Below are 21202 nucleotides of genomic sequence, written 5' to 3' on the forward strand. Positions count from 1 at the left end.
TGCCTGCTCAACCTCTTTTTTTATCATTTGTCAGATTGCTCAGCAAGATCCGTCAACTGATGGAAGGTGCTTTGCAATGTAGGGTAAAGGCTGCGATACACTTGATAATACGCTTCATATTTCTGCTGGTTAGCAGCGTTAGGTTCTACGCGATCTGTGATTTCAATCCAATCTTCACATAATTTCGTTATATCTATGTTCAGAACGCCGGAGGCAGCCATGATCGCTGCACCATAGGCAGGTCCATCTGTTGAATTGACCGTTACAACCGGTATGCCGAAAATATCAGCAATCATTTGACGCCAGAAGCGGCTTCTAGCTCCTCCGCCGTTAACACGAAGCTCTGTTACTTCGATACCTGATTCCCGAATCAATTCCATGGAATCGCGAAGCCCGAAGGTAATACCTTCTAGAACAGCACGGGTCAAATGTGCTTTCTCATGTCTAAGATTGAGGCCGATGAATGCGCCGCGTGCCTTCGGATCAGGATGTGGCGTCCGCTCACCTGATAAATAAGGGAGGAACAACAACCCTTCGCTGCCGAGCGGCGCTGTAGCTGCATCAGCCGTCAGTATTTCATAGACGTCTTTGCCTTCTTGCTGCGCCCGTTCTAACTCTTCACTCGCAAAGTGGTTGCGCCACCACTGGAAGGAGCCGCCGGCTGCCAGCATCACACCCATGCGGTGCCATTTCCCTGGCACGCCGTGACAGAAGGAATGAAGGCGATACGCTTCATCCACTTGATACGTGTCGTCGTGGACGAAGACGACACCAGACGTGCCGAGCGCCACCGAGGCGATGCCTTGGCGGACGACGCCAACACCAACGGCGCCGCAGGCTTGGTCGCCGCCGCCGACAACGATCGGCGTGCCGGGGGCTAAGCCGGTAAGCGCTGCTGCCTCAGGCAGCAGGTGCCCAGCGATGTCGCCGGACTCATAGAGCGGCGGCAGCCATTCGAGCGGGATCTCTAACCGCTCCGCGACGGTTTGGGACCAGCTGCGATTGGCTACATCGAGCAGCAGCGTGCCGCTGGCGTCGGCCATATCCATGCCGAACGCCCCCGTCAGGCGCAGCCTGACGTAATCCTTCGGCAGCAGGAGATGCCGAACGCGGTTGTAGTTCTCCGGCTCATGCTGCCGGAGCCAGAGGAGCTTGGGCGCGGTGAAGCCGGTAAGCGCCCGATTGCCTGTGAGGCGGCCGAGCTCGGCTTCGCCGACGGTCGCCTCGATGTAGGCGCACTGCTCCGCGGTGCGCTGATCGCACCAAAGCAGCGCAGGCCGGATGACCTGTTGCGCCTCGTCAAGGAAGACAGAGCCGTGCATCTGGCCGGAGAAGCCGATGCCTGCTACGGCTTCAGCAGATACGCCAGTGCTGGCTAAGAGCCCTTGGATGCCTGCGATGGTGGCGTTCCACCAATCTTCTGGATGCTGCTCAGCCCAACCTGGATGTGGTTGTTGCAGCGGGTATGAAGCAGAATGTGAGCCGATGACAGCACCGGCCTCATCCACTAGAATGCATTTGATTGCAGATGTACCTAAATCCAAACCCATAAAATAAGCCATGAGGATCACCCTTTTATAATGAAGTATGGTCATTGCTTCGATATTCTTTGTTTGTTTATTGAATATACAAAGATAACTAATTCATTGTATTCGTTCCATGCTATCAAATATCCTTCTTTTAACTTCAATTTTCTTATGAATCTTTGAACATATTAGAAAGTATACAATTCAAAAAGTAGTATCCCGTTTTAACCGTGGTGGTCTTGCGGGCTCTTTGCCTGCGCAAGGCAAGCGCCCTCGCCGGCTGTTGCACGCTAGCGCACAAAAATGGTGCGCAAGGAAAGCGTCGCCGCCGGCCGTCGCACGCTAGCGCACAAAGATGTGCTCAAGGAAAGCGATCCCGCGGTTATCGCACGCTAGAGCACAAAGATTGTGCGCAAGGAAAGCTCCCCCGCCGGCCGTCGCACGCTAGCGCACAAAGATTGTGCGCAAGGCAAGCGCCCTCGCCGGCTGCCGCACGCTAGCGCACAAAGATTGTGCGCAAGGAAGGCGTCCCCGCCGGCTGTCGCACGCTAGCGCACAAAGATTGTGCGCAAGGAAGGCGTCCCCGCCCTGTCGCACACTAGCGCACAAAGATTGTGCGCAAGTAAAGCGTCGCCGCCGGCCGTCGCGCTCTTACGCACAAAGATTGTGCGCAAGGAAGCCGTCCCCGCCGGCTGTCGCAAGCTAGCGCACAAAGATTGTGCGCAAGGAAGGCGCTCCCGCTGGCCGTCGCTCGCTAGCGCACAAAAATAGTGCGCAAGGAAGGCGGCCTCGCCGGCTGTCGCACGCTAGCGCACAAAGATTGTGCGCAAGGAATGTGCTCCCGCTGGCCGTCACACCCTAATTTGATATAACTTGTCTCAAAACTTTCCCTAGGGAAAAACAATTTCGGTGGAACATAAATGTTTACCTGTAGCATAAGATGAGGTTATGTAGTATACTACATATAAAAGTTTCCCTAGCACAACATTATTGGTCTTACGAAAGAAGGGTAAAACGATGGAAGTTGCAATGAAGAAACCGGATCAGGAACCGAATGGATGGCGTAAGGATGCCTCCATGCCAAGTTTACCTGAAGTTCACCATAGTATGAAAGTACCCAAAAAGGCGGGATTTTTCCGAAAGCTTCTAGCCTTCGTAGGGCCTGGATATCTCGTGGCTGTCGGATATATGGATCCAGGCAACTGGGCGACGGATTTGGCGGGAGGCTCGCAATTTGGATATACACTGCTTTCCGTTATTTTAATTTCAAATTTAATGGCCATTCTCTTACAGGCATTGTCTGGGCGTCTTGGCATCGTGACAGGTCGAGATTTAGCGCAAGCGTGCCGTGATCATTATAGTAAGCCAGTCTCCTATGCGCTTTGGTTTTTATGCGAGCTTGCCATTGCTGCTTGTGATTTAGCTGAAGTCATTGGGGCCGCGATTGCTTTGCAGTTACTATTCGGGTTACCGCTCATCTATGGCGTAATTCTGACCGCTTTAGATGTTATCTTGGTACTTATGCTGCAGAAGAAAGGCTTCCGTTATATTGAAGCGATGGTTATTAGCTTAATTGCACTTATTATGGTTTGTTTTATTATGGAGCTTATTTTCTCTCAACCTGAATTTGCAGCTGTAGCTGCAGGCTTCATTCCAACAACTGAAATTGTTACGAATCCAGCTATGTTATATATTGCGCTTGGTATTCTCGGTGCGACTGTTATGCCGCATAATTTATATTTGCACTCATCCATTGTTCAGACGCGTAAAATTGAACCAACGATCGAGGGAAAACGCGAAGCCATTAAATTCTCGACCATTGATTCAACGGTAGCTTTAATGCTCGCTTTATTCGTTAACGCAGCGATCCTCATTCTCTCGGCGGCAGCTTTTCACTCAGCTGGGAAAGAAGTTGCAGAAATTCAAGATGCGTATCATCTTCTTGGGCCAATGTTAGGCACGGGGGCAGCAAGTATATTATTTGCAGTTGCACTACTTGCATCCGGTCAGAACTCAACACTAACAGGTACACTTGCCGGACAGATCGTCATGGAAGGGTTCCTTAACATCCGGTTAACGCCATGGCTGCGTCGATTGATTACCCGATTAATTGCGATCATTCCCGCGGTTATTGTGATTGGTATCTATGGGGAAAGCGGAGCGACAGATTTGCTTATTCTCAGCCAAGTTATTTTATCCTTACAGCTATCTTTTGCAGTAATCCCGCTAGTTACCTTCACATCGGATCGGAAAAAGATGGGCGAACTCGTAATTCCAAAGTGGATGGCCGTTTTGAGTTGGTTTGTAGCCATTTTAATTGCTGGATTAAACGCATATTTGCTGTATAGTACATTTTTTGGATAAAATTGTATGGGAACGTTCTAAATCGGGGGAGAGATCCCCTGATTTTCAATTTCCTCTTTTTCTAAAGCCTAATCAATGGTATTATAGAGAATAGTGTTGAAATGGCAAGTGGTCTACATGCACTTCATTGAAGGGGGAAAGGGCTTTTGCTAAAGAGAACTTTAATCGGATTAGTACGTAGTCATGAAACGACAGGGGAAAAAGCTAGAGATCCTTTACTTAAAACTAGATATTTCAAACTGCCGAAAGAGCAAGTTTGGGAAGAGGTAACGGCTGTTTTGAAGAAAACACCAGGTTACAAGCTGCTTCACGAGGTTCCGAATGTAGGAGAAATCCTTGCTGAACGCCGAACAGTGACAGGGAGAACCCAAGACGTAACATTGACATTGTTTGCCATTAATCCTGTGAAAACGGCTGTTGATATTTATTCAGCTTCACGTGGTTCCATGGGCGATCTTGGCTCCAATTATCGTACAATTCTAGATATTTATAAACAATTAGACCGTAAGCTTGCGTCATATAAAATCGATGGATAACAAAAACAGCAGGGAAGCTTGGCCTCCTTGCTGTTTTATTTGTGTGGATTAAACTAATTTTTTAACAGCTTCTACAGCTGCTTCGTAGTTCGGGTGAGCTGTCATTTCGCCAAGGTACTCAACGTATTGAACAGTGTCATTAGCGTCGATAACGAAGATAGCACGCATATCCAATTGGATTTCTTTGATCAATACGCCGTAAGCTTCACCAAAGGATTTTGTTTTGTAATCGGATAGTGTGATCACTTTGTCGATACCAGCTGCACCGCACCAACGAGCTTGTGCGAATGGAAGGTCAACTGAGATTGTAAGAACAGCAACATTCTCACCTAGGCTTGCTGCTTCTTCATTGAAACGACGAGTTTGTGCGTCACATACGCCAGTATCCAAGGAAGGAACTACGGAGATCAATTTCACTTTACCTGCATAATCAGCAAGTGAGACTTGCGTCATCAAATCTTTGTTGACTTTGAAATCAGGTGCTTTGTCACCTACTTTAATTTCAGGTCCTACCAAAGTGATAGGATTGCTTTTCAGGGTAGCTACACCAGTACGTTCTTGTGCCATTGAATGATTTCCTCCTTTATTATCCATGCTAAATAACAACTTACTTATTATAAGCTTTTTGCTGATAAGTTGTCCAATCGTTGCTATAGCGCTATAATCGGAGACATTGAAGGAGTTTGCTTCGTTATCAAGTAGTGAAGTCGGGGGATTTACTCACGTGGAATTAAGACAATTGCAATACTTTGTGAAGGTAGCTAGGAAACAACATGTGACACAAGCGGCGGAGGAGCTCCATGTGGCACAGTCTGCGGTAAGCAGGCAGATCCATTTGCTCGAAGAAGAGCTAGGTGTTGATTTATTTGTGCAAAAGGGGCGGAATTTACATTTAACCTCTGTGGGGCATTTATTTCTAAGCCGAGTTGAAGGCATTTTGACTGACCTGGAGCGTGCAGTGGGCGAAATCCATGAATTTCTCGATCCAGAAGCAGGAGAAATTCGTATTGGATTCCCGCATAGCTTAGTCATCAATTTACTTCCTGCGGTTGTTGCGGCTTTTAAAAAAAATCATCCGAATGTGAAGTTTAGATTGCGTCAAGGTACATACACCTCATTGATTCGGGACGTATCGCGAGGGGAGATCGATCTCGCCTTTATTTCACCTTTCCCAGAATCACACGAACATGTGACAGGTGAGATTTTATTAACAGAAGAGCTGTACGCCATTATACCTTCCAATCATATACTGGCTGACTATACATCGATTCGACTCGAGCAGTTGAAGAATGAGCCCTTTGTTATGTTTAGTGAAGAATACACGCTGCGAACGATTGTGATGGAGGCTTGTCACAAGGCAGGCTTCGTTCCTAAGATTGAATTTGAGGGTGAAGAGACAGATACCATTCGTGGTCTCGTTGCCGCGGGGATGGGCGTCAGCTTGCTTCCGGCGATGGCTTTATTGGAAAGTGGTCAGACGCAGCCAGTCAAGATCCGTGTGACAGATCCGCAGGTTACTAGGACGGTTGGGCTGATTTGTCGCAAGGATGTGAAGCTGCCGCTGGTGGCTGAAGTGTTTCGGCGATTTCTATATGAATATTTTAAATGAGAAAAGCTCTCCCGACCGGTGCCGAGGCAACCGTGTAGGGAGAGCTTTTACTTTTAATCATCATTATTGCGACCATTGAATATCATAATGTATTTCAGAAGCTCAAGAACGGAGATTAATGCAGCAGCTACATATGTTAATGCGGCAGCATTCAAGACTTTCGCCACGCCTCGTTCTTCTTCATTAGAAATAAACCCTTGTGCCACCATTTCATTGCGGGCTCTGTTACTGGCATTAAATTCAACCGGTAACGTAACTAATTGAAAAGCTACGGCTACAGCGAAGAAAATAATACCGATTTCCAGTAACCAAGGAACACTTTGAAAAAAGAACCCAGCAAGAATAAGAATTGGAGCCACGCCTGAAGCAAAGTTAACAACTGGGAACATCTTGTGTCTAGCCACAAGCATTGGATAGTGGACTTGGTGCTGGACAGCATGACCTACTTCGTGACACGCAACAGAAACAGCAGAAATGGAGCTTTGGTAGTAGACGGGCTCAGATAACCTAACTGCTCTAGCCATTGGATCGTAGTGGTCTGTCAGCGTTCCAGGAACTGCTTCTACCGGGACATTGTATAGGCCGTTAGCATCTAACATTCGTCTGGCCGCTTCAGCTCCCGTCATGCGAGAGTAGACGGGCACATGGGACCATTTGTTGAAGGTTCCTCGCACTCGGAATGACGCCCACATGGAAAGGCCGAATGCAATAATAATCAGAAAATTCATCGGGTGAAAAAACATAGGGCACTCCTCCGTAATTCAATTATGAGAACGGATTTTTACCTAAAAGGACAATAAGTGCTTCGATACAGGCGGCGGTCGGTTGTGTCAGGATGTGATACAGCTTTTTCAGCTGTTTAGGCTTTAATTGCTGGACGAGCGGGCTAAGCTCTTTGGCTTCCTTCATTAATTGCTCAAGGTGCAATTGAAGGGATGTAAGCTTATCTGTCACCGATTCATCGGAGGACACTTTACTCCATTGTTGTAAGTTTACTTTGATTTCCTCTAAGGTATATTTCTCGTTCTTCATTGATTCAATACGCTTGAGTCGGTGCAAGGTTTCATCACTGTATAGTCGATAATTCGTGTCCGATCTTTTCTCGGGTTCAATTAAGCTCAGCTTGGTGTAGTAATCAATGGTACGAGGGCTGATTTCGGCAAGCTTCGCAAGCTCTCCGATTTTATAAAGCTTCTCATTCCCCATGCTAAATTCACCTCTACTTCACTGGTTTGAAATATCTTTCTTCTATATAAACATGATAACTGATTATAAACCGTACAGTCAAACGTGATGCTTCGCAAACCTGACATTGGATTTTGATGTAAAAAGGGTGTTTTTTGAATGCCTATGAGCCGAAACACGAATTATGCCTGTTTGATGTTAGGTTATTTTTCGCTTTTTTCAATTTTTTAACGAAAATCCTATTGTCAAACCCAAATAACCTGTATATAATGACATTAAGAGTTTCATTACATGTTACTTAATCTAACATTAAAGGAAGTGGTCGTATGGTTAAGAAATTGTTGTTAGCTTTCGGTCTTATGTCATTGCTGTTCCCTACACTCGCATTTGCAGCGGATGAGGCGACAGTACCACAACTTCAAAGCGCAATTGACGCAGTTTGGGTTATGTTGGCAGCAATCTTAGTCATTTTCATGCAAGCTGGTTTTGCACTTTTAGAAGCGGGGTCAACTAGAATGAAAAATGCCGGTCACGTAGCCGGTAAAACGATTTTAACTTTCGGATTATGTGCCATTGCTTTCTGGGCTGTAGGTTTCGGTTTTGCCTTCGGTGATGGAAATGCATTCTTCGGAGAAACGGGCTTCTTCGTAACAGGTTTAGAAGATCAAGCTTCTGCAGCTTTCGCATCTCTATCCTTCTCTGATGTTCCAATCGGGATTAAATTCTTATTCCAATTAGCATTCGCTGGTGTATCCCTTGCCATTGCTTGGGGTGGGTTCGCAGAAAGAGCGAAGCTTCCAGTTTACTTCATCTTCGGAATTTTGTTCACTGTAGTCATTTATCCCATCGTAGCTCACTGGGTATGGGGCGGCGGCTGGTTGAGCAAATTGGGTATGCAAGATTTCGCGGGTTCAACCGTTGTTCACTTACAAGGTGCGACAGCAGCATTAGTAGCAACGATCTTGCTTAAACCGCGTATTGGCAAATATAATAAAGATAAAACGCCAAACTTGATTCCTGGTCACAACCAAGTATTGTCTGTTCTCGGTGTCATCATTCTTTGGATCGGTTGGTTCGGTTTCAACCCAGGTAGTACACTTAGCGCTATGGGTGATGGGTTCTTCGGTTATATCGCATTGACAACGAATATGGCTGCTGCGGCAGGTGCTGTAGCTGCACTAATTATCTCTTGGATGTACTTCGGTAAAGCGGATATTCCTAGCATGTTGAATGGTGTTCTGGCAGCACTTGTTGCAATCACTGCAGCGTGTGCGTTCGTAGACGCTTGGGCTGCTCTTGTAATCGGCGCAGTAGCTGGTATCGTAACATTCTTCACAGCACAATGGTTCGAAAGAGCTGGAATCGACGATCCGATCTACGCTTTCTCTGTACACGGTATCGCTGGTATCTGGGGTACACTTTCCACTGGTTTGTTCGCTACGCCTGAGCTTTCAGCAAAAGTAGGTATCGGTGGTGCGGGTCTATTCTATGGCGGTGGTTTCCACCAATTAGGTATTCAAGCGCTTGGTGTATTCGGAGCTCTAGCATTCGTACTTGTTCTTTCCTTCATTATCCTAGGTATTCTTAAAGCGACAATCGGTCTTCGTGTTACAGAAGAAGAAGAAATCATTGGTCTGGATCTTTCCGAGCATGGTTCATATGGATACCCAGAACAAATGAAAAAAGCAGCTCAAAACGGCGTGTCCGTTTAATAACACATTTACTTTCTACTAGAGCAAAGGGGATGCAACATGAATCATCTCTCAATGGAACGGATCCTGGAACGCATCTATCAGTCGGAGCAATTCGATGAAATGCGAATCACCAGAGATCAGGTGCATGAGATGTTTCGGGAGCATCTCCTTTTTTCCTATACTTCTGAGCTAGGGCAGCAGATCAATCAAGTGCATGATGCGTTGATACAGAGAGCGGCCCAGATTGCTGAGCACTTGCTTGAGGATGAAGGGTACGGGAAGCCGCCTGTCGACTATGCATTTATTCTGTTAGGCAGTGGAGGTAGAAGGGAACAGACACTCTGGAGTGATCAGGACAATGGACTTGTTTATGGACATAGCGAAACACATACGCAAGATGAGGTAGATGCTTATTTTGATAAGCTTACCCAGTATATTCTTCGCGGTTTAGATGTGTTGGGTTATCCCCCATGTGAAGGGAATGTCATTTCGAGTAATCCACTATGGCGTAATTCGCTGCAGGGATACACGGAGATGATGATTGGCTGGTTTAAGGAACCGGAATGGGAAAATGTGCGTTACCTGCTCATTCTGGCGGATATCAGGTGTATTCATGGTTCTGAGCTACTAGTGACGAAGTTGAAGCAATCTTTTCTTGCTTATGTCCAGGATCATCCAGAGTTATTGAAATATTTGCTGTCGAATACGTTGCATCACAAAATTTCTTTAGGTGTATTTGGACATTTGATTACAGAAAGATATGGCGAAGATGCGGGTGGATTTGATATCAAATATGGTGCGTACATTCCCATTGTAAATGGGGTTCGGCTGCTGGCTATTCAAGCTGGTATTCTAGCCAATTCTACCTTAGAGCGAATTAATCTGCTTAAGGCGCAAGGGATTGTTGCTGAGCAGTTAGCCAGGGATTGGGAAGTCGCGTTTTCTATTGCACTAAAGCTAAGGGATAGTACGCCTTTCCAATTAGATGAAGAGAAATATACGACTAGAGGTAAACTTACCGCTGATCAGCTTAACAAGGAAACTCGCTCGCAATTAAAGCGATGTCTGCGGACAGGAATTGATTTGCAGAGATATGTCAGTAAATCCATAGGATCACACATAGAGAGAGAAAAAGGTTAGTAAATCGGAAATGGAAATCACGTTTTATTGTGTAGGGAGAGGTGACTCGCGTGAAAGATATGCGACCAGCAGGTCGGATGTGGCATTTATATAAAATGGGTGGATTAACACCTGCCCTAACCTCGATGTTTGATGCACAAAGTGCGCAGCAAATGGCCTTCATTCGGTCGATGCTGAAGGAGCAGCGGAAGGATTCCTTATTTGAAATTCCTCTGCATTCGATGGAAATTGTGGTGTTTGATCTGGAAACGACGGGCTTCTCTCCTTATAACGGTGATGAAATTATTTCATTCGGCGCTGTCTCGGTGATTGGCGGCGAAGTGCAGACGCAAGATACCTTTTATAAAATGGTGAACCCCAAGCGTAAGATTCCAGATGAAATCGTGAAACTCACCGGAATTACGAATGAAATGGCGAGTGATGCGCCTGATTTGATTGGTGTCCTAAGTGATTTCTTAGAATTCGTTCAGCAGAAAATCTTAGTTGCGCATGCGATTGGACATGATAAAAACTTTCTGAACTCAGCCTTGTGGCGTACGTCCAAAGTAAGTTTATCCCATCGTGTGTTAGATATTATGATGATTGCGAAATGGCTCATGCCCAAGCGCAAAAATTTGAGCTTAGACTCCCTTCTTCATGCCTATGATGTTCCTGTTACCGTTCGTCACCATGCTCTAGAAGATGCACTCATGACTGCGCAATTATGGTCGCGATTCATGGAAGAAATAAGAGCTAGAGATGTGGATACTCTCGGCGATTTATATGCGTTACTAAGCCATCACTGACCGATGACAAACGAAAGTTTGTGATATGCGGTAGTGGTGGTTTTTTTTAACTGATAGACCTGGAGATCAGGGTTTTCTGGGTGTTGCAGCGATAAGATCCAGTAGGTTGGAATCGTGTGCCACAACGTAAGGAGATCCTCGGCAGATGGGATGGGGTCTGCTGTTGGATGTGAATGAAAGATACCTACTATGGCATGCTGGCTGTCTTTTAGATAGGGAAGCATGTCGATGGGATTAATGGCGAATTGCCGCGTGGGATGTTTGGCGTGATTAGGCAGAGGGATAAATGTATGTATTTGAAGCTCCTTTTGCTGCGAGGAAGCTTCTCCTAGAAGGATCCCGCATGCTTCATTGGGGAGTGAGCGCAAACTGTGTAAGATCATTTCATTATATAACGTCTTCGTTATAAAAATGCTCACTTACGCTCCTCCCCTCACATGGCTTGTAATGAGGTTAGTATATCATGTTTGTTCCTTCAATTCTGCTTGAGGTTTAATAAAGAAAAATACGATGACAAGCATGAGAATAGACAATGAAGCGACGGTAATGAAGAGTGTCTTGTGTGATATACTCATGAGCCACCCGAATAGCGGGGGGCCGAAGGCGACTCCGATAAACCGTAAGCTATTATATAACGAAGTAATCATACCGCGTTGCTCGCGCTCGACTGACCCAGTTATGAGTGTATTCAGGCAGGGGAGAAGGAGTCCTGTTCCTATCCCGCTGAAGGATAGTAAGCCAATGAAGACAATTAGATTCCCGTTTAGGAAAGTAGCTAATGCGAGAGACACGACCATGATCATCAGACCGATATTCATGAGCCAACGCATGAGTTTGCCGTTTTGTTTGATTTTAGCTCCCGTAGTATAAGAGGTAATGACGAGGCAAAGTAAAGGGATGGCCAGGATGAGTCCTTTGCGTACGCCTTCGATATTATAGGGCTTCTCTTCTAAGATTTGTGAGAGGTAGAAGAGTACGCCAAATAATATAAATAAGGTGATTGAGCCGGCAACAAATGCAGGCAGCAGCCAATGACCCTTGCTTCTTAGGATGGTTTTAATTTGCTTCAAATATTGTTTCAGTGGTTCGGCTTCTTTCTCTTTGGCAGGTTCTTTGATCATGAAAATAACAGCAAGCAATGCAAGCAAGCAAAAAAGAGGGAAAGCAAAGAAAGGTGCAAACCAGATTATTAACGCAAGGAGAGAGCCTAAGATTGGACTAATGACCTTTCCGATGCCATTAGAGGCTTCGATGAGTCCGAGTGCTTTGCTTGCTTTGGGTCCCTTGTAGATATCTCTGACTAAGGCCATGGCAATAGGGGCTGTCCCTGCCGCGCCAAGGCCTTGTACAGCTCGGGAGGCTATAAGTATAGGGTACGAGTTCCAGACGGCGCCAAGCCCTGCGAGGACCCCGGCGGCACCGTACACAACGAGTGAAGGGATAATGACAGCCTTCCGAGTGAAACGATCAGATAAATATCCGGCTACCGGAATGAGGATGCCGGCAGTAAGTGAGAACAGTGTAATGATTAGCGAGCTTTGGAAACGGGAGATGCTCATTTTCTCCTGCAGATCAGGCAGGATGGGGACAAGCATGGAATTGCCAAGGACAAGCACCAAAGGAATGGAGGCAATTGCGAGATATTGCCAAACGCTTCCTTTCTCACTGGCATCAGTTTTTGGTTTGTCGGACGTTTCTTCGTGTTCGTAGAACTTCATTTTATTAACTGGAGACTTACCTTTATGTTTAATGGCAGCGTGCTTCATGGGAGCTTTTCCTTTCATCGCAAAGAGTAGGATTACTTTTCCCCGATTGGAAGAAAGCATACTTCTGGAGTGTGATGTTGGAATTTTCGCTAATTTGGAGATAATATAGAGGGAGTGGAGGTTGATACTGTGAAGAAGAATCTCATCGTGATTGCTTTCGTCGTGTTATTGGCGGGCTTTGCGATTTATCAAAATGTGCAGAATGTAGATAAACAAACGTTGATGCCAAGCGAGCAAGCGGCAAAGGTGAATTTCTTAGCACCTTCTTTTACCTTGCAAGGATTAGATGGGAAAGATTACTCCGTTGGCGGACCTCGCGCTAAGCCGATGTTCGTGAATTTCTGGGCATCCTGGTGTGGTCCATGCGAGGAAGAAGCGCCTGATCTTGTGAATTTGTATAAGAAATATGAAGGGAAATTTGATCTTTATGCGGTGAATGTGACGCCTGGGGATAAAATGGACAATATTAAGAAATTCGTGGAAACGTATCAGTTTCCTTTCCCGGTGTTGCTTGATAAACAAGGGACGAATGCCGATACTTACAACGTTATTGCGATTCCCACAAGCTTTCTTATTGATAAAAATGGCGTGATTCGGGACATTATCCATGTACTCTCCCCGAAGGAGCTTGATAAGAAGATGGCAAGTCTTCTGAAGGAAGAATGAGTATACATGCAAAAAGCTGCAAGAGCTAATATGCTCTTGCAGCTTTTTCGTAGGCTTAATGATTGACTAAGCCTAATCGTTCTTGTTGCTCTTTTTTTACAGGCTCAACACGTTGTCTGCTGATTAGTGCATAACGTAAGCTGTCTACGAGTGCGTACCAACTAGCTTCGATAATGTTGCTGGATACACCTAGTGTATTCCAGGTAGTGTTAAAGTCTGTGGATTCCATCAAGACGCGAACCTTACCGGCTGTGGCACCTTTCTCGTCCAATACTCGCACTTTGTAATCAGAAAGGTGTACATTCTTAATATCAGGATAGTACTGAATGAGCGCTTTCCGTAAAGCATTATCAAGTGCATTAACGGGACCATTGCCTTCAGCCGCGGTATAGATCGTTTCGCCATGCACTTTCACTTTGACGATAGCTTCTGAAACGACGGAACGATTGGCCGTTTTCTCAACGAGCATTTTGAATGACTCAAGGGTGAAGATTTCTTCAAGACCTTCGAAGGCTTCGCGCAGTAAGAGTTCTAACGTTGCATCAGCGCCCTCGAATTGATAGCCTTGATGTTCCATATCTTTAATTTTCTCAATGATTTCTTTCGTCTTCTGGTGCTCTTTGTTGAAATCCAAGTTAAGCTCTTGTGCTTTGACGAGTACGTTGCTTTGGCCAGCAAGCTCGGAAACAAGCACACGCTGCTTATTACCGACAAGCTCAGGCTTCGTATGTTCATACGTGCTTGCATCCTTGAGGATCGCAGAGACGTGAATACCGCCCTTGTGCGCGAATGCTGCATTACCAACGTAAGGTTGGTTAACAGGCATGTGCATGTTGGCAATTTCGCTGATATATCTTGAAACGGAAGTAAGTGATTTCAATTGATCTACGGAAATAACATGATAGCCCAGCTTCAACTGCAAGTTAGGGATAATGGAGCTCAAATTGGCATTGCCGCAGCGTTCTCCGTAGCCGTTGATCGTTCCTTGAACTTGTCTAGCGCCGGCTTGTACGGCAGCAAGTGAGTTCGCTACACCTAATTCACAATCATTATGGGCGTGGATTCCCACAGGAGTAGATACATGCTGTGTAACTGTTGTTACGATCTCTGTAATCTCGTTAGGCAAGGATCCGCCATTCGTGTCACACAACGTAATCCAATCAGCGCCAGCGTCCTGCGCTTTTTTGATGGTTTGCAACGCGTAAGAAGGATTGTTTTTGTAACCATCGAAGAAATGCTCGGCATCATAAATGACTTCCATCCCGCTGCTTTTCAGAAAGAGTACAGAGTCATAAATCATATTCAAGTTTTCTTCAAGCGTCGTTTGGATCGCCGTAGTCACATGAAAGTCCCATGACTTACCGAAAATCGTTGCGACTTGAGCACCCGATTCAACGAGTCGGTTTAAGTTAATGTCATCAGCGGCAAGCGAATCTTTACGTCTTGTGCTGCCAAACGCAGTGATTTTGGCATTCTTGAAAGTCATTGTACGAGCCCGCTCAAAGAATTCAATGTCTTTGCTGTTGCTGCCCGGCCATCCGCCTTCAATATAATGAACCCCAAGCTCATCGAGCTTACGGGCAATTTTGATTTTATCCTCGACGGATAGGGAGATTCCTTCTCCTTGCGTTCCGTCTCGTAGGGTGGTGTCGAAGATTTTGACTGATGTTGGCATGGGTTCCTCCTTCAAAAGCTAGCAAAGTGACTTCGGTGTTAAGAGTTGCGAGTAGTTTCGCTTGCTTTAAAGCGCTAATGTATAATTTACGATTATAACATAAATGTACAGCTAAAGACATCATAACGTAAAATTGTGCCGCCTTGAATGATTATTTTTTTGACAACTCAAGATGGTTGTGTTTCACTCGAGTAGACGGCTCTGAAATCTCACTCAATCACACTGGGAGGTATCCATATGGTGTCCATAGAGCATCATTATCCCAAGCAAGGCAGAGTCATTTTACATATAGATATGAATGCTTTCTATTGCTCGGTTCATGAAGCGGTAGAGCCGGAATTATACAAAGGCAAGCCTCTTGCTGTTGCTGGAAGTGTAGAGCTGCGTAAAGGGATAGTCGTTACTTCATCATATGCAGCGCGCAAGCTGGGGATCAGGACAGGAATGCAAGTTAGGCAAGCGTTGAAAATTTGTCCGGATCTCATCTTAATTAGACCTGATTTTGATCTCTATCGTAATTTCTCGAGGCGGTTTATGCAGATAGTCTATGGATATTCACCGATGGTAGAATCTATGTCTATCGATGAATGTTTTGTAGATATCACAGGATCCAAACAGTTCGGAACGCCGCTAGAAATTGCTAATAGTATTCAAAGTAGAATAATGAAAGAACTGAAATTGCCCTGTTCTATTGGCGTTGCCCCAAATAAGCTGCTAGCGAAGATGGGCTCAGATATGAAGAAGCCGAATGGCATTACGGTTTTGCGGCTTCGGGATGTGCCTACTGTGTTTTGGGACAAGCCTTGTCATTACTTATATGGTATAGGGAAAAAAACGGCGGAAAAGCTGACTAGGCTTGGTATCCATACCTTAGGGCAGTTAGCAGTGGGGGATGACGCCCTGCTAAGTAAGCACTTTGGCGTGATGGGCGCGCACTTGAAGCGATCTGCCAATGGGATTGATCCATCGGTGGTGAATCCAGAGCAAGAACAGAGTAAGTCGATTGGGCATACGACGACATTGCCGCGTGACTACACGGATCGCATCGAAATTCATCGGGTCCTGCTGAATTTAGCGGATCAGGTAGCGAGAAGGCTGCGAAAGCAAGAACTCATGACTTCAACGATCCAGATCACGATTCGTGATCCTGAGATGAGGACGATTACGAGATCGCTTACGCTGCCAACGCCTACTGAGCATATGGATGATATCTATCGTACTTCCTGCCAGTTATATGATCATCAATGGGAAGATGGGAATCCGGTTCGACTCTTAGGAATCACCCTGCAGAATTTGATTGCCAAGGAAGAATCCTACGTCCAGCTTGATTTATTCGATTATGAGAAACAGCCGCGCAGGGAGAATCTGAATAAAGTCATGGATGGGCTGCGAGATAAATTTGGTGAAGGTGTGATCCTTACAGCGGGAATGATGAGCGACGATCCATCTTCCTTAATTCGAAATCATAAAGTGAGAGGAACTTCCTTGCAGATGGATCATTTGCGAAATAATCCTCTTCATAAAGACAAGGAGGAGTGAGGACGTGGCTCATTGCTTGGGGTTTGCGGGATATTCAAATAGTGGGAAAACAACGCTGGTAGCTAAGCTTACTGTTGAAATGAAGCATCGCGGCTATCGGATCGCGGTAATGAAACATGATGCACATGGACACTATAAAGAAGCGAAAGGTGCTGACTCCACTGTTTTCGCCGAATCAGGCGCAGAAGTTGTGGTTACACTTTCTCCAGATGCCATACACGTTTATGAGAAAAAGGAGTCGCCAAGCCTAGAGGAGCAGTTACTAACCTATTCCCATCTTGATTATATTTTTATCGAAGGATTCAAGAGGGAAAAGCATCCAAAGATTGCTGTTTATCGTACAATAGAACAAAGAGAAATGATCAAAGCGCTAGTTCCTTTTCCTGTAGCAGCTGCGACAGATTTAACAATGCAAGAAGAGGTTGTTAATTATCCGCTGTTCAATTTGAATGATATTAGCGGAATTGCCGACTTTATTGAGCAGTATTTTGTTGATTGTCAATTTTAAGGTTTGAACTTTGTCCGTATTTATATTATATTTTACAGTGAGGATAATTTGAGGAGGAGTAGAAAACATGGCAAAGTATACATTCGTTGATAAAGATACCTGCATCGCTTGCGGCGCTTGCGGAGCTACAGCTCCAGATATCTATGATTACGATGATGAAGGTTTAGCAGAAGTGATTTTTGATGGAGATGGAAACAAAGGGGTTACTGAAATTCCTGAAGATCTATTTGATGATCTACAAGATGCTCAAGATGGCTGCCCGACAGACTCCATTAAAGTTGCGGATTCACCTTTTAGCTAATCATAATTAAAGATTCATTTTGTGGAAAAATCACGAAATGTCGAAAGAGCTCGTTTCCTGTATGGGAACGGGCTCTTTTTTTTGCTGAAAAGCGGTGAAATTTGTAACAATTTATTGCCAATTCCTACATAGCATCTTACAATGAAACTAGTAAACTCGGGGAGGATTATATGGGTAAGAAGAAATGGATTAAGACTTTAGTAGTAGGTCTATTGTTAATGGTATTTTCGACATATTTCTACACCGTGAACTCGAGTGGTTTGTTTTACTTTGTTGAAGGTCCTCTCCAAGATATTTTGCGTGGTGCAAAATCGGTCGATGAGCGTCAACCGGATGATCGCATCAAGATTGTTAAAATCGATGAGAAATCACTTTCTGCCATCGGGAAGTTTCCATGGGATCGAAGTACATATGCGCAAGTCATAGAGAAATTGGAGCAATCCGGTGCCGCGGCTATTGGGATCGACGTTGTGCTTGCAGAGCCTTCGAAGAACCCGGCTGACGATAAAGCATTAGCTGATGTGCTAGCGAAGTACTCCAATATTATTTTACCAGTACAAATCAATTACCCCTCTAAACAACAGTCTGCAGGCGAACTAGTTCCTGAAAGAATTGATTACCCCTCCACAACCCTAACGACCAAAAGAGATCAGATGGCACACATCAATGTGTTTGTTGATAAGGATGGCAAAGCTCGTAAGCTGCCGGTTGGATTGCCAGACGAGAAAGGCACTTACATACCCGCGTTCAGTGTTGCTCTGGCGAATTTAGTTTTGGAAGATAACGAAAAGGTCAAGCGTGATCCAGGCACGGGAGAATGGATGCGCGGAACTGAAGTCGTGCCTACCAATGAAAGAAATCAAGTGACGACAGAGTTCTTTACACTGCCAAGGCAAAAGGTGGATGCAACAACTGGCTATGAATTGTTGTCATTCGTTGATGTTCTTAATAGTTCTAAACCGTTGCCTTTGAAGGGGAGCATTGTGCTGGTGGGCCCATTCGTAACGGCTATGCAGGATGAGTACCCGACACCGATCTCTTCCGTCAAAATGTTCGGGATTGAGATTCATGCGAATATGATTCAAACCTTGTTAGAAAGTGTTTTCTATAAAGATGCTTCGAAGTCAGCTGGGATCGCTATTATTCTTCTTGTTTCGCTGCTTGCGATATTCTTATTTGAAAAGTTCAATGGGAAGACTGCACTATTCATTTTCCTTGGCTTGTTCGTACTCTATGGCCTTATTTGGTTAGGGTTCTATAGCATTGGTTCCTTGTTCTTGCCGCTGGTCTATCCGCAATTTGCGCTAGTTACCATCTACGTGTGGTCATTGGTTAGCCATTACTTGGAAGAACGGAAGGAACGGAATCGGGTTACGGGGATTTTCGGACGATTCGTTTCCAAAACCGTTGTGGACGAGCTCCTTCAATCCGGTGAGGATGTGAAGCTTGGCGGAAGCCGTAAGGATATCTCATTGATATTTGTTGATATTCGCGGATTTACACCGATGTCGGAACGACTAGAGCCAGAGCAAGTTATTCAGGTGCTTAATGAGTATTTGGATGTATGTACGAAAGCTATTTTCAAGTTCAATGGTACGCTGGATAAATTTATTGGTGATGGCGTTATGGCGATGTTTGGCGCACCCATTGAATATGATAATCACCCTGAAATGGCCGTGCGTGCTGCGATCGAGATGAAGTCTCAAGCAGATATTCTCGAGCAGAAGTTGATTAAAAATTATGGTATCGGTGTGAAATTTGGCTTGGGAATCAATAGTGGCCCAGCGGTTGTAGGTAATATTGGGTCCGAGGATCTGCGGTTGGATTATACCGCCATCGGGGACACCGTTAACTTGTCGGCACGTCTTGAATCCAATGCGAAGCCAGGGCAAATTTTAATTAGTGAACAGACCTATGAGCGAGTCAAGGGGCAATTCGAGATCGAATCCATTGGTGAGATCAAAGTAAAAGGGAAAGAAAAACCCGTTGCAGTGTACGAAGTTATCGGGCATTTGTAAATAGAGTTGCTGGGAGGCATGCAGAGTGGGTATGACAAAGAAATCATATATTTCAATATTATTAAGCTTTAGCTTGGTGTTTAGTTTAGTGTCATTGCTGTTGGTTAAGCCCGTGGATGCGAAAACGGTCCGCGTTGCCATTATTTCGGCATTATCTGGAGACGTGACGATTAAAAAGGGTGGCGGCTCTAAAACATATGATGCTTATGAGAGCATGAGTTTAAACCAAGGCGACACTATTTATACAGGGGATAGCTCCTCAGTAACACTGAATTTAGCTAGTGGTGACGCCGATGTTACATTGGGTGATAATGCTGAGCTAAATGTATCAGATCTCAATTCTGCAGATGGAAACAAGAAATCCAAGCTTAAGGTTTGGGCGGGCTCCATGTGGGTCAAAGTAAAATCGTTGGCCGGTGCGGATGATGAATTTGAGGTTGAAACGCCTACTGCTGTAATGGGTGTACGCGGAACGCAATTCTTCGTATCGGTTGACCCTGTTACTGGTAAAACGAAAATGGCTGTAGGTGCTGGGAAAGTTTCCGCATCGACTGTGACAACTAACACGGATGAGACGCAGACGACAACGATTACATATTTATATCCGACCCAACAAATCTCGTTGGATGATCGTGATGAAACGACGGATCTGGACTTGAAAGTGGAATTCCTTGATCTTGAAGATTTTATCAAGCAAGCATCTCCTGAAATCATTAAAGAATTGATTCTAAACAAAGCAGAAATGGATAAAGAGAACGAAGCGTTTATTGAGAAAAAGAAAAAAGAGCTTGAAGCGGGTATTATTTTAAATGACCAAACTTCAATGAGTATTAAAAATTTATCGGATTTAGATAAAGTTAAGCAAAACTTAGATAATTTGGTCGGTAATATTGCTAAGGGAGCATTGGCTGAGAATAAATTTAATCAAGAGTCATTAGATAAAATTATTGAGGATACGAATAAAAAGATTTCCCTAGAAGATAAAAAACTGGATTTATCTAAAGTTAAACCGTTGGATACAACGGCTGGTATTGATCCTGATTTAGAGAAAAAGAAACAAGAAGAGTTGAAAAAACTAGAAGAACAGAAGTTGAAAGCGAAGCTTGAAAGTGAGAAAAAAGCAGAGGAAGCGAAGCAAAAGCTGGCTGCTGCATTAAAAAAGCTTGAAGACGAAAAGAAGAAAATTGAGGAAGAAAAGAAGGCTGCTGAGGATAAGGCGAAAGCTGTAGCAGAAGCGCTGTTGAAGAAAGATATGACGAAGGAAGAGATAAATAAATTTGATGCGGATGCGAATCCGAAGAAGGACGTGACACCTGTAATCCCATCGGATCCAGGACCTGACACAGGAACACCAGCACATCCAACTCCTTCTGTTAGCTTGAATACTTCGCCGCCAATCGAGGGAAGCACGTATCATTTAAATATTAATATGACTGACTTCATCAGTGATTATGGTAATGGTATATATGCAGTTGAGGTTCATCTGAGTTATGGGACCAATACTGTGTTTGCGGGTGCGAATCCACATGTTGGAGCTCTTCCCAATAAGGAATTCTTTGCGACAACAATTGAAGGTGGAACAAGTGCGGACTACTTCAATGTTTACGAGTCGACCCCTGCTAGCAAAGAACTCGTATATGCTGTGACGAATTTTGGTAGTGTAGGCAATATCGGTTTTGCGGGTACTAAGAAGCTTGTCAGTATCCCAATGAGTTCGATAGGACCTGATACGATCAGAGTTAGTAAAATTGTGATTGTTCGTAAAAATAGTAATGGTACGGTAGAGAGAATTAGTAACCTTCCTGCTATAACTCCACTACCAGTTGGGACTAATCTAATTATTCCAAATCCTCCTGGTCAAGGTTAAAAAGATTAATATTTACTAGATAA

The 21202-nt window shown here is 44.8% G+C and carries 19 protein-coding genes; 12 read left to right on the plus strand and 7 right to left on the minus strand.

Going from position 1 to position 21202, the window contains the following annotated elements:
* Positions 1–23 precede the first annotated feature (23 nt).
* Positions 24–1595, minus strand: coding sequence for a xylulokinase (gene xylB, locus AC58QO_RS08505; RefSeq protein WP_497264863.1), 1572 nt, complete (start codon positions 1593–1595; stop codon positions 24–26).
* 948 nt (positions 1596–2543) lie between these two features.
* Between xylB and AC58QO_RS08510 the strand changes: the two genes are divergently transcribed.
* Both AC58QO_RS08510 and AC58QO_RS08515 read left to right on the plus strand, forming a co-directional pair.
* Positions 2544–3890: an Nramp family divalent metal transporter gene (locus AC58QO_RS08510; RefSeq protein WP_497264864.1), complete on the plus strand. Its 1347-nt coding sequence runs from the start codon at positions 2544–2546 to the stop codon at positions 3888–3890.
* A 146-nt stretch (positions 3891–4036) separates the two neighbouring features.
* A complete protein-coding gene (locus AC58QO_RS08515; protein ID WP_477592161.1) occupies positions 4037–4426 on the plus strand; it encodes a DUF1499 domain-containing protein in 390 nt (129 codons plus the stop codon).
* Positions 4427–4474: 48 nt separating this feature from the next.
* Here AC58QO_RS08515 and tpx read toward each other — a convergent pair whose 3' ends face one another.
* Positions 4475–4993 (minus strand): thiol peroxidase, encoded by a 519-nt coding sequence (tpx, locus tag AC58QO_RS08520; RefSeq protein WP_497264865.1) that lies wholly within the window; start codon positions 4991–4993, stop codon positions 4475–4477.
* Between the two features lie 157 nt (positions 4994–5150).
* Between tpx and gltC the strand changes: the two genes are divergently transcribed.
* A complete protein-coding gene (gene gltC / locus AC58QO_RS08525; RefSeq protein ID WP_497264866.1) occupies positions 5151–6035 on the plus strand; it encodes a glutamate biosynthesis transcriptional regulator GltC in 885 nt (294 codons plus the stop codon).
* Between the two features lie 53 nt (positions 6036–6088).
* Here the strand turns inward: gltC and AC58QO_RS08530 are convergent, their stop codons facing one another.
* Both AC58QO_RS08530 and AC58QO_RS08535 read right to left on the minus strand, forming a co-directional pair.
* The gene (locus AC58QO_RS08530; protein WP_497264867.1) at positions 6089–6778 is read right to left on the minus strand and encodes a zinc metallopeptidase; all 690 of its coding nucleotides are present in this window, start codon (positions 6776–6778) and stop codon (positions 6089–6091) included.
* Positions 6779–6800: 22 nt separating this feature from the next.
* Entirely contained in the window at positions 6801–7241 is a 441-nt protein-coding gene (locus tag AC58QO_RS08535; protein WP_497264868.1) for a MerR family transcriptional regulator, read from the minus strand.
* A gap of 305 nt (positions 7242–7546) precedes the next feature.
* On the opposite strand from AC58QO_RS08535, the gene AC58QO_RS08540 reads away from it, so the two are divergent.
* From AC58QO_RS08540 to AC58QO_RS08550, 3 genes are read left to right on the plus strand one after another with little or no spacing between them, the layout of a single operon-like run.
* A complete protein-coding gene (locus AC58QO_RS08540) occupies positions 7547–8932 on the plus strand; it encodes an ammonium transporter (RefSeq protein WP_497264869.1) in 1386 nt (461 codons plus the stop codon).
* Between the two features lie 39 nt (positions 8933–8971).
* Positions 8972–10054, plus strand: a complete 1083-nt coding sequence (locus tag AC58QO_RS08545; protein ID WP_497264870.1) for a DUF294 nucleotidyltransferase-like domain-containing protein — start codon at positions 8972–8974, stop codon at positions 10052–10054.
* Between the two features lie 50 nt (positions 10055–10104).
* Entirely contained in the window at positions 10105–10839 is a 735-nt protein-coding gene (locus AC58QO_RS08550) for an exonuclease domain-containing protein (protein ID WP_497264871.1), read from the plus strand.
* Here AC58QO_RS08550 and AC58QO_RS08555 read toward each other — a convergent pair.
* Positions 10833–11258, minus strand: coding sequence for a M67 family metallopeptidase (locus tag AC58QO_RS08555; protein WP_497264872.1), 426 nt, complete (start codon positions 11256–11258; stop codon positions 10833–10835). The genes AC58QO_RS08550 and AC58QO_RS08555 overlap by 7 nt on opposite strands.
* A gap of 42 nt (positions 11259–11300) precedes the next feature.
* Complete coding sequence (locus AC58QO_RS08560) at positions 11301–12605, minus strand: MFS transporter (protein WP_497264873.1); 1305 nt, start codon at positions 12603–12605, stop codon at positions 11301–11303.
* Between the two features lie 129 nt (positions 12606–12734).
* Between AC58QO_RS08560 and AC58QO_RS08565 the strand changes: the two genes are divergently transcribed.
* Entirely contained in the window at positions 12735–13271 is a 537-nt protein-coding gene (locus tag AC58QO_RS08565) for a TlpA family protein disulfide reductase (RefSeq protein WP_497264874.1), read from the plus strand.
* Positions 13272–13326: 55 nt separating this feature from the next.
* Here the strand turns inward: AC58QO_RS08565 and cimA are convergent, their stop codons facing one another.
* Positions 13327–14946: a citramalate synthase gene (gene cimA / locus AC58QO_RS08570; protein ID WP_497264875.1), complete on the minus strand. Its 1620-nt coding sequence runs from the start codon at positions 14944–14946 to the stop codon at positions 13327–13329.
* Between the two features lie 237 nt (positions 14947–15183).
* Between cimA and AC58QO_RS08575 the strand changes: the two genes are divergently transcribed.
* The 5 genes from AC58QO_RS08575 to AC58QO_RS08595 all read left to right on the plus strand — a co-directional run bounded on the left by AC58QO_RS08575 (position 15184) and on the right by AC58QO_RS08595 (position 21179).
* Positions 15184–16485 carry a DNA polymerase IV gene (locus AC58QO_RS08575; RefSeq protein WP_497264876.1) on the plus strand — a complete coding sequence of 434 codons (1302 nt, stop codon included), beginning with the start codon at positions 15184–15186 and terminating at the stop codon, positions 16483–16485.
* Positions 16486–16489: 4 nt separating this feature from the next.
* Complete coding sequence (mobB, locus tag AC58QO_RS08580) at positions 16490–16993, plus strand: molybdopterin-guanine dinucleotide biosynthesis protein B (protein WP_497264877.1); 504 nt, start codon at positions 16490–16492, stop codon at positions 16991–16993.
* A 67-nt stretch (positions 16994–17060) separates the two neighbouring features.
* Positions 17061–17294: a ferredoxin gene (locus tag AC58QO_RS08585; RefSeq protein ID WP_028556576.1), complete on the plus strand. Its 234-nt coding sequence runs from the start codon at positions 17061–17063 to the stop codon at positions 17292–17294.
* 170 nt (positions 17295–17464) lie between these two features.
* Positions 17465–19312, plus strand: a complete 1848-nt coding sequence (locus tag AC58QO_RS08590; protein ID WP_497264878.1) for a CHASE2 domain-containing protein — start codon at positions 17465–17467, stop codon at positions 19310–19312.
* Positions 19313–19343: 31 nt separating this feature from the next.
* Entirely contained in the window at positions 19344–21179 is a 1836-nt protein-coding gene (locus AC58QO_RS08595) for a FecR family protein (RefSeq protein ID WP_497264879.1), read from the plus strand.
* Positions 21180–21202 lie beyond the last annotated feature (23 nt).

It is taken from the genome of Paenibacillus sp. J31R30 (genome assembly GCF_059692115.1).

Bases quoted from the DNA above. Each gene is read 5' to 3' on its own strand.
- AC58QO_RS08540 (WP_497264869.1), top strand. From the start codon at position 7,547: ATGGTTAAGAAATTGTTGTTAGCTTTCGGTCTTATGTCATTGCTGTTC.
- cimA (WP_497264875.1), bottom strand. From the start codon at position 14,946: ATGCCAACATCAGTCAAAATCTTCGACACCACCCTACGAGACGGAACG.
- AC58QO_RS08535 (WP_497264868.1), bottom strand. From the start codon at position 7,241: ATGGGGAATGAGAAGCTTTATAAAATCGGAGAGCTTGCGAAGCTTGCC.
- AC58QO_RS08545 (WP_497264870.1), top strand. From the start codon at position 8,972: ATGAATCATCTCTCAATGGAACGGATCCTGGAACGCATCTATCAGTCG.
- xylB (WP_497264863.1), bottom strand. From the start codon at position 1,595: ATGACCATACTTCATTATAAAAGGGTGATCCTCATGGCTTATTTTATG.
- AC58QO_RS08510 (WP_497264864.1), top strand. From the start codon at position 2,544: ATGGAAGTTGCAATGAAGAAACCGGATCAGGAACCGAATGGATGGCGT.
- tpx (WP_497264865.1), bottom strand. From the start codon at position 4,993: ATGGCACAAGAACGTACTGGTGTAGCTACCCTGAAAAGCAATCCTATC.
- AC58QO_RS08575 (WP_497264876.1), top strand. From the start codon at position 15,184: ATGGTGTCCATAGAGCATCATTATCCCAAGCAAGGCAGAGTCATTTTA.
- AC58QO_RS08595 (WP_497264879.1), top strand. From the start codon at position 19,344: ATGACAAAGAAATCATATATTTCAATATTATTAAGCTTTAGCTTGGTG.
- AC58QO_RS08560 (WP_497264873.1), bottom strand. From the start codon at position 12,605: ATGAAGCACGCTGCCATTAAACATAAAGGTAAGTCTCCAGTTAATAAA.
- AC58QO_RS08585 (WP_028556576.1), top strand. From the start codon at position 17,061: ATGGCAAAGTATACATTCGTTGATAAAGATACCTGCATCGCTTGCGGC.
- AC58QO_RS08590 (WP_497264878.1), top strand. From the start codon at position 17,465: ATGGGTAAGAAGAAATGGATTAAGACTTTAGTAGTAGGTCTATTGTTA.
- AC58QO_RS08530 (WP_497264867.1), bottom strand. From the start codon at position 6,778: ATGTTTTTTCACCCGATGAATTTTCTGATTATTATTGCATTCGGCCTT.